The following is a 13476-nucleotide window of genomic DNA, read 5'->3' on the forward strand; positions in this document are numbered from 1 at the left end:
TAGTGCCGCGAGGGTCCCGAAGTCGGCCAGGCGCGCCGCGTACTGTGCCCCGAGTGAGATTCGACCGCCCCCTGTGCCGCTGCCCCCACTCCCGTGCGGAGATCGTCGCATGATCGGCGAGTCCATGACCTGGATTCAGGCGATCGTGCTCGGCATCGTCCAGGGGCTGACCGAATTCCTGCCGGTGTCCTCCTCGGGACACCTGCGCATCGTCTCCGAGGTGTTCTTCGGATCCGACGCGGGCGCCTCCTTCACCGCCGTCACCCAGCTCGGCACCGAAGCCGCCGTGCTGGTGTACTTCGCCCGTGACATCTGGCGCATCCTCCTCGCCTGGTTCCGCGGCCTGCTCCACAAGGAACTGCGCGCCGACCACGACTACAAGATGGGCTGGTACGTGCTGCTCGGCACCATCCCCATCGGCATTCTCGGATTCGTGCTCAAGGACGAGGTCCGCACCGTAGCCCGCAACCTGTGGCTGGTCGCGACGATGCTCATCGTGTTCTCCGCCGTCATCGCCGCCGCCGAGTACTACGGACCCAAGAAGCGCGGCATCGAGCAGCTGACCCTGCGTGACGGCCTGGTCATGGGCACGGCGCAGGCCATGGCGCTCATCCCCGGCGTGTCCCGGTCCGGCGGCACGATCTCCGCCGGCCTGTTCCTCGGCCTCAACCGCGAGGCCGCCGCCCGCTACTCGTTCCTGCTCGCCATTCCCGCCGTCGTCGCCTCGGGGTTGTTCAGCCTGCCGGACGCGTTCGAACCCGCGGGGGAGGGCCTCAACGCGTCCGGGCCGCAGCTGCTGGTCGCCACGGTCATCGCCTTCGGTGTCGGCTACGCCGCGATCGCCTGGCTGCTCAGGTTCGTCACCAACCACTCGATGTACTGGTTCGTCGGCTACCGCATCCTGCTCGGCGTCCTCGTGCTCGCGCTGCTGGGCACCGGGGTGATCTCGGCGACCTGACCGCGCACGGCGCGCCCGGGTGCACGGCGCCGTGACCTGCCCGGGTGCGGGTGGCCCATTAGGCTGGAATCCATGACGGTGATCCTGCTGCGGCACGGACGTTCGACGGCCAACACCTCGCGGGTGCTGGCCGGTCGTTCTCCGGGTGTCGAACTCGACGAACTCGGACACATCCAGGCCAAGGGTCTGATCGCCCGGTTCGCCGGCCTGGAGATCACCGAGATCGTGCACTCGCCGCTGCTGCGCTGCCGGCAGACCGTCGCCCCGCTCGCCACCGACCGCGGCCTGACCCCGCTCGTCGACGACCGGCTCGCCGAGGTCGACTACGGGCAGTGGACCGGCCGGGAACTGTCCGAACTGGTCCGCGAACCGCTGTGGAAGGTGGTGCAGCAGCACGCCTCCGCGGCCGTGTTCCCCGGCGGGGAAGGGCTGGCGCAGGTGCAGGCCCGGGCGGTCGCCGCGGTCCGCGAACACGACGCCCGGCTCACCGAACAGCACGGCCGCGACGTCGTGTGGATCGCGTGCAGTCACGGCGACGTCATCAAATCAGTCCTCGCCGACGCCCTCGCCACGCACCTGGACGGGTTCCAGCGGATCGTCGCGGAACCGGCCTCGCTCAGCGTCGTCCGCTACACCGAGACGCGTCCGTTCGTGCTCCGCATCAACGACACCGGCCCGGATCTGGCCGGGCTCGCCGTCCCCCCGAAATCGGTGCCCGGCGGCGAGGTGAACCCGGCCGCGGACCCCCCGACGACGGCGGCCTCCGGCGGATAATGGCAGTGTTCGGCTCATTCGAAACATACGACTCGAGGAGGTGCGATGGCCCGCGCGATACACGTGTTCCGGACCCCGGACAGGTTCGTCGCCGGCACGGTCGGTGAACCCGGCGACCGGGTGTTCTACCTGCAGGCCGTGCACGAGTCCCGCGTGGTGAGCGTCCTGCTCGAGAAACAGCAGGTGAAGATCCTCGCCGATCGCATGGGCCTGCTCCTCGAAGAGGTGCACCGGCGGTTCGGCACCGACCTGCCCGACGATCCCGACATCGACATCAGCCCGCTGATCACCCCCATCGACGCCGAATTCCGGGTCGGCACCATGGGACTGGGCTGGGACGCCGACACCAGCGCCGTCGTCGTCGAACTCCTCGCCGTCACCGAGGCCGAACTCGACGAGTCCGTCGTGCTCGACGACACCGAGGAAGGACCCGACGCGGTCCGCGTGTTCCTCACCCCCGAGCAGGCGCTCGAGTTCGCGGCCCGCTCGGAGATGGTCGTCTCCGCCGGCCGCACCCCGTGCCCGCTGTGCGGCGAACCGATCGGCGGCGGCGGCCACGTGTGCATCCGCACCAACGGCTACCTGCGCACCCCCGGGTTCGATCCGGCATCCTGGTTCGGTGAGGAGTCCTGACCAGGTGAGCACCCCGGACATCCGAGATGTGCTCGAGCGCGGTGAACTCACCGTCGTCGGCCGTGTCGTGCACGCGAGCAACGCGACCCTCGTGTGCGACGCGACCCTCGACGGCACCGTGGTGCGCTGCGTCTACAAGCCCGTCCGCGGCGAGCGGCCGCTGTGGGATTTCCCCGACGGCACCCTCGCCGGACGGGAGGTCGCGTCGTACCTGATCTCCGAGGCGCTCGGCTGGGGCGTCATCCCGGTGACCGTGCTGCGCGACGGGCCGTTCGGCACCGGCATGGTGCAGCAGTGGATCGACACCCCCGACCCCGACGACGCCCCCGAGGGCCGCATCGAGCTGATCGATCTGTGCCCGGCCGGGGCCGTCCCCAGCGGCTGGCTGCCGGTGCTGCGGGCCCGCGACTACGACGGCGCCGAGGTCGTGCTCGTCCACGCCGACGACCCGCGCCTGAACCGCATGGCCGTGCTCGACGTGATCCTCAACAACGCCGACCGCAAGGGCGGGCACGCCCTGGAAGGCCTCGACGGCGGTGTCTACGGCGTCGACCACGGCATCTGCCTGCACCGGGAGAACAAGCTGCGCACCGTGCTCTGGGGCTGGGCGGGCAGATCCATCGACCCGGAGCTGCTCACCGACCTCGAGAAACTCGCCCAGCGACTCGACGGCGAGTTCGGCAACGAGCTGCGCGCCTACATCACCGGTGCCGAGGTCGCGGCGCTGCGCGCCCGCATCACCGCGCTGCTCGCGCGGCCGGTCATGCCGAAGCCGCTCGGGGACCGCCGCATTCCGTGGCCCGCGTTCTGATCGACGACCGGCCTCGATCGGGGTCACTCGGCGGCCTCCACTAGGCTTCAGCCATGCAGTCTTGGTCCGATATCGCGCTCCCGTCCGTCCCCGGTCAGGGGCCGCCGTTGCGGTTGTACGACACCGCCGACCGGGCGGTCCGTCCCGTCACCCCGGGCGCGACGGCCACCATGTACGTCTGCGGGATCACCCCCTACGACGCGACCCACCTCGGGCACGCCGCCACCTACCTCGCCTTCGACCTCGTGAACCGGATCTGGCGCGACGCCGGACACGACGTGCACTACGTGCAGAACGTCACCGACGTCGACGACCCGCTGTTCGAACGCGCGAACCGGGACGGCGAGGACTGGGTGGTCCTCGGCATGCGCGAGACCGCGCTGTTCCGCGAGGACATGGAGGCGCTGCGGGTGCTGCCGCCGCGCGACTACATCGGCGCCGTCGAATCGGTGAACGAGGTCGTCGAGCTCGTCGAGAAGCTGGTCGCCTCCGGGGCCGCCTACGTCGTCGACGACGCCGAATATCCGGACGTGTACTTCCGGGTCGACGCCACCGAACAGTTCGGCTACGAGTCCGGCTACGACCACGACACGATGATGCGGTTCTTCGCCGAACGCGGCGGCGACCCCGACCGCCCCGGCAAGCGCAACCCCCTCGACGCGCTGCTGTGGCGCGCGCAGCGGCCCGGGGAACCGGCGTGGCCGTCCCCCTTCGGCGACGGCCGGCCCGGCTGGCACATCGAATGTGCCGCGATCGCCCTCAACCGCATCGGCACCGGCTTCGACGTCCAGGGCGGCGGCAGCGACCTGATCTTCCCGCACCACGAGTTCTCCGCGGCGCACGCCGAAGCCGTCACCGGCGGCCGCCGCTTCGCGCGGCACTACGTGCACACCGGCATGATCGGCCTCGACGGCGAGAAGATGTCCAAGTCCCGCGGCAACCTGGTGTTCGTCTCCAAGCTGCGCGGCGAGGGCGTCGACCCGGCCGCGATCCGTCTGGGCCTGCTCTCCGGGCACTACCGGCAGGACCGTGCGTGGACGGCCGACGTGCTCACCGCCGCCGAGGCGCGCCTGGCGCTGTGGCGCCGCGCCGCGGCCCTGGAGTCCGCCGCCTCCGCCGAGGACGTGGTCGCGCGGCTGCGGCAGCACCTCGCCGACGACCTCGACACCCCCAAGGTGCTCGACGCCCTCGACGGCTGGGCGACGTTCGCGGTCGAGCGGGGCGGAGACGACGCCACCGCACCGGGCCTGTTCGCGGACGCGGTGGACGCGCTGCTCGGTATCACCCTGCGCTGACGTGCCTCGTGCGTGGTTTCGATAGCGCCCGCTACCGAAACCACGCACGAGCGGTCAGTGGCCGTCAGGGAGTTTCGTCAGCGCGGAACCCTTGTGGGCGGCGACGTGATCGGTCTTGTCACTGGCGATCTCGTATTGCGGCTCGTCCTCGGTGGCATGACGGGTGTGCCCCTTGTACTCGAAGTCCTTCGTGTGAATCTTCGTGATCGTGCCGGAGACCCGGCCCGCCTCGGAATTCCAGCTGACGTGGTCGCCGACCGCGAACTTCTCGCTCATGCGGTGTCTCCTGTCGTCTGCGGATAGGTCACGACGCCGTCGGGACCCACCGACGGTGCCGCACCCCACTGTCCCAGCTCGTGCCGCCTCGGAGCGGCGTCGGTCATCAGGTGCACGACCGTCCATCCCCGCGCCGCCAGGACGTTCGCGATCAGCAGGCGGTGACAGCGCCAGGGCATCGGCTCGCCGCACATGATCGCGACGTGCCGGTCCGAGGCGAGGCCGGTGAGCCGCGCGAGCCCGGCCTCGAAGGCGGGCGTGAGCGTGTAGTCCGCGTAGTTCTTGAAAGCGGCGTTCCGCCACCCGGCGTTGAGGGCAGGGTCGACGTCCCTCTGCTTCGGCCGCCGGCCGCCGAGTTCGGCCAGGTGCAGGTACCCGATTCCCGCACTCTCCAGCCAGGCCGGCATCGCGTCGGCGTCGAACTGCGGGCTCCGGCGCGAGCCCGGCATCTTGCGCACGTCGACAAGTAATTCGATATCCGCCGAGGTGAGCGTGTCGAGCACGACGGCCGGTGGGCAGGTCCAATGGCCGATCGTCCACAACGTGCCGGGACCAGCGCTCATGCCGTGCGGCCTCCTCTCGACCGGTCGCGTACCTCGACCGTATCCGGCGCCCTTGCGCAGCTTCGGCGAACGGGCGCACCCTCGACGAATGGCACTCGCACCGGGCATCGGGATCGCGGGCGCGGCAGCCGCCGCACTCTACGCCGGCGTGATACGTCCACGACTCGTGCGCTGGGGAGCCACCGAGGACGAGATCACCGGACCGTTCCCCGGCGCCGAGCTGGTTCCCGACGGCCAGCAATCGGGAGCCATGGCCGTCACCATCGACGCCCCGCCCGAACAGGTGTGGCCCTGGCTGGTGCAGATGGGCTGGGACCGGGGCGGCTGGTACTCGTGGGACCACCTGGACAACGCGGGCCGTCCGAGCGCGAGCCGGGTTCATCCGGAGTGGCAGAACCTCCGGTGCGGCGACACCCTCCGATACTGGGCGCCCGGCGCGGGACCCGGAGACGCGTACACCGTCGCGACGATGGAGAAGAACCGGTTCCTCGGCCTCCACGGTCTGAGCGATCTACGCGGCCGAACTCTCGACCCCCGCAGCCCCCGCCCCTCCGCCTACATCGAAGGGTCGTGGGGTTTTCTGCTGAAGGAGCTGCCCGGTCGGCGCACCCGCCTGGTGATCAGCGGATATCAGGCGGGCCGTCCGCGCTGGGTCGCCCGATTCGTGTATTTCTGGGTGTTCCCGCCGATGGTGTGGATCATGCAGGCCCGCATGCTGCGTGTCCTGAAACGCAACGTCGAACGTGCCGCCCGGGCATCGGAGCCGATGACGGACTCGGTTGTGCCTCGCGGCAACCTTCCTCGTCCACGCGGTGCGGTACGCCCGCGGGCAGGCCTGCGCCGCGTCCGACCCGGCCGCATCCCGATTCGCGACATCCGTCTGTATGTCGACGTCGTCGGGCAGGGTCCTCCGCTGCTGATCATGCACGGCGGACCGTCCGCGGACCTGTGGACGATGCAGTCCCTGCGCGTGTGCGCGGACCGATTCACCCTGGTGTTCTACGACCAGCGCTGCAACGGACGCTCGGTCGGTGCACCCGTCGACTCGATGACCTGGGAGAACCTGACCGCGGACGCCGACGCCCTGCGAGAGCACCTCGGGTTCGAACGCTGGGCGGTGCTCGGCCACTCGTTCGGCGGGCAGGTCGCGCTCGAATACGCGCTGCGCTACCCCCACCGTGTCTCGCAGCTCGTTCTGCTCGACACCGGCGCCGACAGTCGTTGGGAGCGGAAGAACGCCGCCGAGGTCGTCCTCGAGCGTGGCTACAGTCGCGCGGACGCCGAGCTGGTGCGGCGCTGGTTCACGGGTGAGTTCACACCCCGCGAGTACTATCCGATCTTCGCGCGGATCGGGCGTGCGTACTTTCACCACTACGATCTCCGCGTACTCGCGCGTGAACTCGCCGCCGGAGCATGGCGTTCGAGACCCCGGCCCGAGCCGCTCATCTTCGCCGGTCGCCACCTGATGAAGGACTGGTCGATCGTCGACCGGCTCGGCGAGATCAGGGTCCCCACACTGGTTCTCGGTGGCCTCGACGATTTCGTCTTCCCGCCGGACTGCCAACGGGTGATCGCAGCCGGCATTCCCGACTCGACGCTCCGAATCATCGATCACGCCGGGCACAATCCCCACGACGAACAGCCGGCGCAGGTCGTGCAGGCGATCGACGACTTCCTCGGTGCGCACGCACCGACCAGCGGGTGAGCTTCGAGACCACAGCCTCCCGGGCGGTCGGACGCCTGCACGGTCGTGCGCGCGGCGCACCGCACGGCGGGCGTGGCTAGGCTCGGGGAATGGCGACGATCCCGGATTACCCGACAGGCACGAGCACCGCGGTGTCCGGCCTCGAGAGCACGTTCGTCGACGAGATGGGCGGATTGTCGGTGCCGTGGCAGGGCGCCGAGGTACCCGATCCGAAGCTGCTCGTGCTCAACGAGGACCTCGCGGCGTCGCTGGGGTTGGACGCGGCCTCGCTGCGAACCGACGACGGCGTCGCCGTTCTGGCCGGCTCCGCGGTGCCGGTCGGGGCGAAGCCGGTCGCGATGGCGTACGCGGGTCACCAGTTCGGTGGGTACGCCCCGCTGCTCGGGGACGGGCGGGCGTTGTTGCTCGGCGAACTGGTCGACGGTGACGGTCGGCGCGCGGATCTGCATCTGAAGGGGTCGGGGCCCACGCCGTTCTCCCGCGGTGGCGACGGCTTCGCCGTGGTCGGGCCGATGCTGCGCGAGTACCTGGTCAGCGAGGCGATGTATGCGCTCGGCATCCCCACCACCCGGTCGCTGGCGGTGGTGGCGACCGGCCGCCCGGTCTACCGGGACGGCGTCGAACCCGGCGCTGTGCTCGCGCGCGTCGCGTCCAGTCACCTGCGGGTGGGCACCTTCGAGTTCGCGGTCCGGCAGCGCGAGGTCGTGCAGTCGCTCGCCGACTATGCGATCGCCCGCCACTATCCGGACCTCACCGCCCTGCCGGAGCAGGGGGAGAACGGCCGGTACCTGGCCTTCTTCGAGGCGGTGGTCGAGGCACAGGCGTCGCTGGTGGCGCGGTGGATGCTGGTGGGCTTCGTGCACGGCGTGATGAACACCGACAACACCACCATCTCGGGGGAGACCATCGACTACGGTCCGTGCGCCTTCCTCGACGCGTTCGACCCGGCCGCGGTGTTCAGTTCCATCGACCACACCGGTCGCTACGCATTCGGGAACCAGCCGGCCGTCCTGAAGTGGAATCTGGCGCGCTTCGCGGAAACCCTGCTGACACTGGTCGATTCCGAGCCGAACGACGCGATCGCCGCGGTCACCGCCGTCCTCGACACCTTCGACGAACGATACGAGAACCACTACACGGCCGGGATGGCAGCGAAACTCGGCTTCGCGGGCGGGTCCGTGGATCGGACGCTGATCGACGATCTGCTGACTCTGTTGGCCGAGCACGGCGCCGATTGGACGGGTACCTTCCGTGCTCTCGCGGACGAACTTCGTGGAGATCCGGCGTCGCTCGATCGGCTCGTTCCGCGCGAGCACATCGGGCCGTGGCTGGAACGCCGGCGAAATGCCTTGCAGCAGCAGGGCCGTGGACCGGCGGAGACGGCGGACGCGATGGACCGCGTGAACCCGTTGTACATCCCGCGCAACCATCAGCTCGACGCAGCCCTGCGCGCCGCGACCGGGGGTGACCTCGCGCCCTTCGAGAAGCTGCTCGAGGTCGTCACGCACCCGTTCGAGCGCCGCGACGAGTGGGCCGAGTACACCGAGCCGGCACCGCAGTCGTTCACCGACACCTTCCGGACGTTCTGCGGCACGTGATCCGGGAGGAGAGACAGGGCAAAGGCTTTCGAGTGTGCACATCTTGTCGCGACACGCCGAGGCGGCGCGACAAGAGGTGCACACTCACCGCGGGTCAGAGCAGGGAACGGACCGAACCCGGCAGCGGCACAGCGGAATCGGTGAGCGGGGACCGCTCCGGCACACCCGCGACGGTGTGCAGCGGGACGACCCCGGCCCAGACGCTGTGGTCCTCACCGTCGTCGGCGGCCTCGCCGGGTCCGGCGGCGCGGACCTTCACGCTCACCTCGTCCAACGGAAGTTCGAGCACCGTCGTCGCCGCGAGTTCCTTCGCGGTCGGGGGACGCACCTCGTCCCACCTGCCCGGCATGAGATGTTCGGCGACCGCCCGCAGCGCGTCTTCCTTCTCGTCGCCGGGGACCGGGGTCGCGACCCCGAAGATGACGGCGCTGCGATAGTTCATACTGCTGTCGAACGTCGAACGGGCGAACACCAGGCCGTCGAGAAGGGTGACGGCGACCGAGACCTCCAGTCCGCTGCGCGCGGCGAGGAACGCACCGGCGGCGGTCGATCCGTGCAGGAACAGGCGGTTGCCGTCCCGGCCGAACGCCATCGGCAGCACCACCGGATAGCCGTGACGGACGAACCCGACGTGCGCCACCCGCGCGTCGTCGAGCAGCCTGTGCAGGACCGCCCGATCGTCGGTGCCGCGGTCCGGTTTGCGGGTGATCCGGGTGCGTTCGCTCATGACCCGATCCAAGCAGCGCCACTGCCGCCGGACAATCGAATATCGGCCCGGACGACCCGGTTCCGGGAAAGACACACGACCACACCGGCGGCGATGCTAGCTTAGCCTCACTTGTTTCGAGCCCTTCCGGTCCGGCACTTCCGAGGAGGAACCGATGGGACGGATACCTCGAATTCTCGCGGCCGCAGGTGCCGCCGGCGCTCTGGCCCTGGCGGGCTGCAGCGACAGCGACAGCAGCGCCGCCGACTCCACCACCACCGCCACCACGACGGAAGCGGCCGACGCCGCGGCCCCGGCCGGTGTCGTCGAGCAGTACACCACCGTGGAAGAGGAAATCTCCGCCGAGGGCGGGGAGACCACCTCGGGTCCGTGGCGGGTGGGCTACATCGTCGAGGCCGCCGAACCGTGGTACGAACCGGCCGGTGCCGAGCAGCAGTTCCGGGAACCGGCACCGGGGGAGAACTACCACATCGAGATCATCCCGTTCGAGGCGTCGACCGGGCGGATCGTGCCCGACGTGCCGATCACCCTCGAGGTCGTCGGCGGCGACGGCCAGGTGGTCGATTCGAAGCAGCTCAACTTCTACTACTCCACGTTCTTCCACTACGCCAACAACTTCGTGGTGCCCGATCCCGGCACCTACACCCTGCGGGCCACGCTCGGCGCGCCCACCTTCTTCCGGCACGGCGAGGCCGGCGAGACCCCACCGCTGACCGAGGGCGCGACCGTCGAATTCACCGACGTCGAACTCGCGCCGCCGAACTGAACCACGCTCACGGCGCCGCACCCCACCGGATCGCCGCCGCCGCGGCGTAGTCACCGGCGTGCGCGAATCCGGCCAGCAGCACCAGCGATCCGTTCGGGATCCGGCCGGCCCGGTTCTCCACGTCGAGGGTGACCGGGATGGCCGCACCGAACAGGTTGCCGCACTCGTCGAAGGTGTCGGGATGCCGCTCGGGGGCCAGTTCGAGGGCCTCGCGCCAGTTGCGCAGGAACAACCGGTTGGGTTGGTTGGTGACGAAAGTATCGACCTCGGTGGACTTCACGCCGATCCGATCGCACACCGCCAGCGCCGTCTCCGGGACCAGCCGGTTGCCGCGCGCGAAGACGGCGGTGATCTTCGCGTCGGTGAAGGCGATGTGCAGTTGCCCGGTGCCGGGGGCCCAGTACTTGCGGGGCGGGTCGATCTCGGCGGTCATGTCCCCGGCGTACTCGGGATGATGCCGGCTCTCGATGCCGAGGATCGGCGCGCGCTCCGAGACCCCCAGCAGCGCGGCGCCGCAACCGTCCCCGGGGACCGCGGCCTGCGCGAGCGACCGCACCTCGGGCTGGGTGAAGATCTGACCGGCGCTGTTCTGCACCGCGACGATCAGCGCCGTGCCGGCCCCGGTGCCGGTCAGCAGGGTCCGGGCGAGTTCGATCATGTGCACGAACGCCGCGCAGCCCCCGTTGTGCACGTCCAGGATGCATCGCGGCGTCATGCCCAGCCGGCGTGCCAGCTCCGCACCGCACCCGAGCACGGGCAGGTCCGGCAGCTGGGTGTGCGTGAGCAGCACATCGACGTCGGTGACCGCCGCGCGGCCGTGGCGTTCGATCAGCGGGGCGACGGCGCGTTCGGCCATGTCGACGGCGGATTCCCCGTCGGCCACGTGATGGCGGTGGGTGGGGGCGCGGAACATGACGTTGCGGGCCATCCGGTCCGACCGCGCGAACCGGGTGAAGAACTCCGTGCCGATCGGCGGGCCGGGCAGGTAGCTCGCGACGTCGAGCAGGCTGACCGTGACCATGCCGGCCTCACCTCATCCAGGCGGGGGTGATCGGCAGGCCGCGGCGGGCCCGGTATTCGCACAGGGCGGTGAGATTGTCCAGTTCCAGGCGGTGCCCGGCGGCGAACATGTCCCAGAAGTCCCCGACCCAGACCTTGCGGCCCGCGGGCGCGGTCTCCGGATACGGGTTGCGGTCGTAGAACGGGTGGTGGCAGTTCGTCCACAGCACCACCGATCCGGGCTTGTCGAACACCGTCTGCGCGTCGACCACCCGCAGCAGGTAGATCATCCACAGGTGCCGGGCCTGATCCCAGGCGCAGTGGTAGTCGACGGTCATCGCGTCCGGGTTCGCCACGGTGCGGGTGTAGATGGTGGTGTCGGTGCCGAGCCTGTCGTGCGCCGACCACAGCCCGGGCGTTTCGGTGGGTGTGAAGTCGCGCAGACTGTACGTCCATTCCTCGAGGCTGCGGGTGTCCGACAGGTACCGGTACACCTCCCGCGGGGGTGCCGCGATGTAGCCGTGGACGGTGCAGTAGTCGCCGAAGATCCGGTCGTGCGGATACACCGACCGCAGCATGTCCAGGATGATCGGGGTCGTCGACTCGCGGTCGGAGGTTTCGATCCGCAGCACCCCGGGAAGCAAGCCGCCGGGGATGTCCGCGAGAGCGGGAAGCGGGACGGTCACGGTGGTCCTCCTCGCTGGGTTCATTGCAGGAAGGGCAGGAACGGGGGGATCTCGTCGGGGTCGCAGTCCACGGCGATGAACGACGGACCACTCGCCGAGGTCGCGAGTTCGAGGGCGTCGAAGAGCTGGTCGACGGTCCCGGCCGGGTACGAGGGCATCGACGGGAACATCGCCGCGACCCCCTCGGCGATCCGGGACGGCCGGAACCGGTTGAAGCTGTACCGATTCCCGTAGAACAGCTGCTCGCGGGTCACGCACATGGCGTGGGCGTTGTTGTTGAACACCACGAAGGTGATCGGCAGCCGATATTCGAGCGCCGTGTGGATCTCCATCCCGTGCATGAAGAAGGCGCCGTCGCCGGCGATGACGAAGGTCCGCCGCTGCCGCGCGAACGCGGAGCCGATCGCCGCGCCGAAGCTGTAGCCCATCCCGCCCATCCCGAGCGCGACGACGAACCGGCCGCCCCGGGAGACCGGAAGATGGTGCACCACCGACGCTCCCGTGTTGCCGGCGTCGGCGAACACGTCGGCGCCTGCGGGCAGCATCACCGCGAGCGCCTCCACGGCCTCCCGGTACCGCAGCCCGGGTCCGTCGCGCAGCGGGACCGGCAACGGCGCCGACACCCAGGACGCGCCGGCCCCGGGCGGACGCGCCGGCGACAGCTCGTCGGCGAGGGCACCCAACCCGGCACACAGGTCGAGGACGGTCGCGTGCTCGGCGGGCAGATACGGGGGCTCGGCACCGACGCTGGCGACCGGGACCGTGTCGAAGGCCGCCTCCAGCCCGGCACGGGCCAGGGCCGGCATCCGGGTCCCGATCAGCAGGCACAACGCGCAGTGCCGCACCGCCTCGACCAGTTCGGCGTGCCCCATGCAGCCGGCCACCCCGCTGAAGCCCGGCTCGTCGGCGGGATAGACGTCCTTGGCCCTTGGCGTCCGGGACGACCCCGACCGCGGCATCCGTCGCGGCGGCGAGGGCGCGCAGCTGCTCGCGGGCGTCGTCCCGCGCCACCTGATCCCCGGCGACGAACACGATCTTCCCGGTCCGGCGGGCCGCGGCGAGCAGCTCCCGGATCCGGGCGAGACCACGCGAATCGTGGCCGGAGCGTCGGGCCGGCGGTGCGAACGCGAATCCACGGTCGACGGCGGCCTGCTGCACGTCCTTCGGCAGCAACAGCACCGCGGGCCCACCGGACCACGCCGCGGCGACCGCCCGGCCGAGGTGCCCGGGCAACTCGTCCGCACCCTCGATCCGCGCACAGTACCGGGAGATCTCGGCGAACAGCCGGACCGCGTGGATCGTGCCGGCCTTACCGCTCGAGTCCTGGAACGCGCCGGCGCCCTCGAGCGTGGTCGGCGGTTGCCCGACCAGCGCCAGCACCGGGACCCGGGACGCGAAGGACTCGGCGAGCCCGGCCACCAGATTCATCGCCCCGCCGCCGGAGGTCGCGGCCACCACCCCGAGCCCGCCGCTGGTGCGGGCATAGCCGTCGGCCATCGTGGCGGCGGCGAACTCGTGCTTGGCCACCACCCCGCGGACGGGCCGGTCGGTGGCGAACAACGCGTCGTAGACATCTTCGATGTTGGCGCCGTCCACCCCGAACACGTGGCTCACCCCCAGGTCGGCGACCGCGTCGACCACGGCGTCGACGACCCGCCGGACGGGCGGATCGGGGTGCGGGACTC

General features: G+C 70.4%; 13 protein-coding genes and 1 pseudogene. 8 read left to right on the forward strand and 6 right to left on the reverse strand.

From position 1 onward, the window contains the following. Positions 1 to 112 precede the first annotated feature (112 nt). The 5 genes from ACN675_RS17180 (at position 113) to mshC (ending at position 4471) form a co-directional block, all read left to right on the forward strand. Entirely contained in the window at positions 113 to 958 is an 846-nt protein-coding gene (locus ACN675_RS17180; protein WP_420751999.1) for an undecaprenyl-diphosphate phosphatase, read from the forward strand. 72 nt (positions 959 to 1030) lie between these two features. Next, the gene (locus tag ACN675_RS17185) at positions 1031 to 1732 is read left to right on the forward strand and encodes a histidine phosphatase family protein (RefSeq protein ID WP_420751987.1); all 702 of its coding nucleotides are present in this window, start codon (positions 1031 to 1033) and stop codon (positions 1730 to 1732) included. Between the two features lie 45 nt (positions 1733 to 1777). Continuing rightward, a complete protein-coding gene (locus ACN675_RS17190; protein ID WP_420751988.1) occupies positions 1778 to 2365 on the forward strand; it encodes a DUF3090 domain-containing protein in 588 nt (195 codons plus the stop codon). Positions 2366 to 2369: 4 nt separating this feature from the next. Further along, positions 2370 to 3176, forward strand: a complete 807-nt coding sequence (locus ACN675_RS17195) for an SCO1664 family protein (RefSeq protein WP_420751989.1) — start codon at positions 2370 to 2372, stop codon at positions 3174 to 3176. Positions 3177 to 3229: 53 nt separating this feature from the next. Beyond that, positions 3230 to 4471: a cysteine--1-D-myo-inosityl 2-amino-2-deoxy-alpha-D-glucopyranoside ligase gene (gene mshC / locus ACN675_RS17200; RefSeq protein WP_420751990.1), complete on the forward strand. Its 1242-nt coding sequence runs from the start codon at positions 3230 to 3232 to the stop codon at positions 4469 to 4471. A gap of 54 nt (positions 4472 to 4525) precedes the next feature. On the opposite strand, the gene ACN675_RS17205 is transcribed toward mshC, so the two are convergent. Beyond that, positions 4526 to 4747, reverse strand: a complete 222-nt coding sequence (locus tag ACN675_RS17205) for a DUF2945 domain-containing protein (RefSeq protein WP_420751991.1) — start codon at positions 4745 to 4747, stop codon at positions 4526 to 4528. Then, the gene (locus tag ACN675_RS17210) at positions 4744 to 5310 is read right to left on the reverse strand and encodes a DUF488 family protein (RefSeq protein ID WP_420751992.1); all 567 of its coding nucleotides are present in this window, start codon (positions 5308 to 5310) and stop codon (positions 4744 to 4746) included. Before ACN675_RS17210 ends, ACN675_RS17205 begins: the two co-directional genes overlap by 4 nt. A gap of 88 nt (positions 5311 to 5398) precedes the next feature. Here ACN675_RS17210 and ACN675_RS17215 point away from each other — a divergent pair, with 88 nt between their 5' ends. Together ACN675_RS17215 and ACN675_RS17220 are read left to right on the forward strand one after the other, a co-directional pair. Continuing rightward, positions 5399 to 7015 (forward strand): alpha/beta fold hydrolase, encoded by a 1617-nt coding sequence (locus ACN675_RS17215; protein WP_420751993.1) that lies wholly within the window; start codon positions 5399 to 5401, stop codon positions 7013 to 7015. Between the two features lie 89 nt (positions 7016 to 7104). Further along, a complete protein-coding gene (locus ACN675_RS17220) occupies positions 7105 to 8613 on the forward strand; it encodes a protein adenylyltransferase SelO (protein ID WP_420751994.1) in 1509 nt (502 codons plus the stop codon). Between the two features lie 94 nt (positions 8614 to 8707). On the opposite strand, the gene ACN675_RS17225 is transcribed toward ACN675_RS17220, so the two are convergent. After that, positions 8708 to 9340, reverse strand: coding sequence for a pyridoxamine 5'-phosphate oxidase family protein (locus ACN675_RS17225; RefSeq protein ID WP_420751995.1), 633 nt, complete (start codon positions 9338 to 9340; stop codon positions 8708 to 8710). Between the two features lie 154 nt (positions 9341 to 9494). On the opposite strand from ACN675_RS17225, the gene ACN675_RS17230 reads away from it, so the two are divergent. Continuing rightward, positions 9495 to 10106, forward strand: a complete 612-nt coding sequence (locus tag ACN675_RS17230) for a hypothetical protein (RefSeq protein WP_420751996.1) — start codon at positions 9495 to 9497, stop codon at positions 10104 to 10106. Positions 10107 to 10113: 7 nt separating this feature from the next. Here the strand turns inward: ACN675_RS17230 and ACN675_RS17235 are convergent, their stop codons facing one another. The 3 genes and pseudogenes from ACN675_RS17235 to ACN675_RS17245 all read right to left on the reverse strand — a co-directional run bounded on the left by ACN675_RS17235 (position 10114) and on the right by ACN675_RS17245 (position 13432). Then, positions 10114 to 11127 (reverse strand): 3-oxoacyl-ACP synthase III family protein, encoded by a 1014-nt coding sequence (locus tag ACN675_RS17235; RefSeq protein WP_420751997.1) that lies wholly within the window; start codon positions 11125 to 11127, stop codon positions 10114 to 10116. 7 nt (positions 11128 to 11134) lie between these two features. Then, complete coding sequence (locus ACN675_RS17240) at positions 11135 to 11791, reverse strand: SRPBCC family protein (RefSeq protein WP_420751998.1); 657 nt, start codon at positions 11789 to 11791, stop codon at positions 11135 to 11137. Positions 11792 to 11811: 20 nt separating this feature from the next. Continuing rightward, positions 11812 to 13432 (reverse strand): annotated as a pseudogene (locus ACN675_RS17245) (thiamine pyrophosphate-binding protein). Between the last annotated feature and the right edge of the window lie 44 nt (positions 13433 to 13476).

The organism is Rhodococcus sp. O3 (genome assembly GCF_048897285.1).
In the GTDB taxonomy this organism is placed as follows: domain Bacteria; phylum Actinomycetota; class Actinomycetes; order Mycobacteriales; family Mycobacteriaceae; genus Rhodococcus.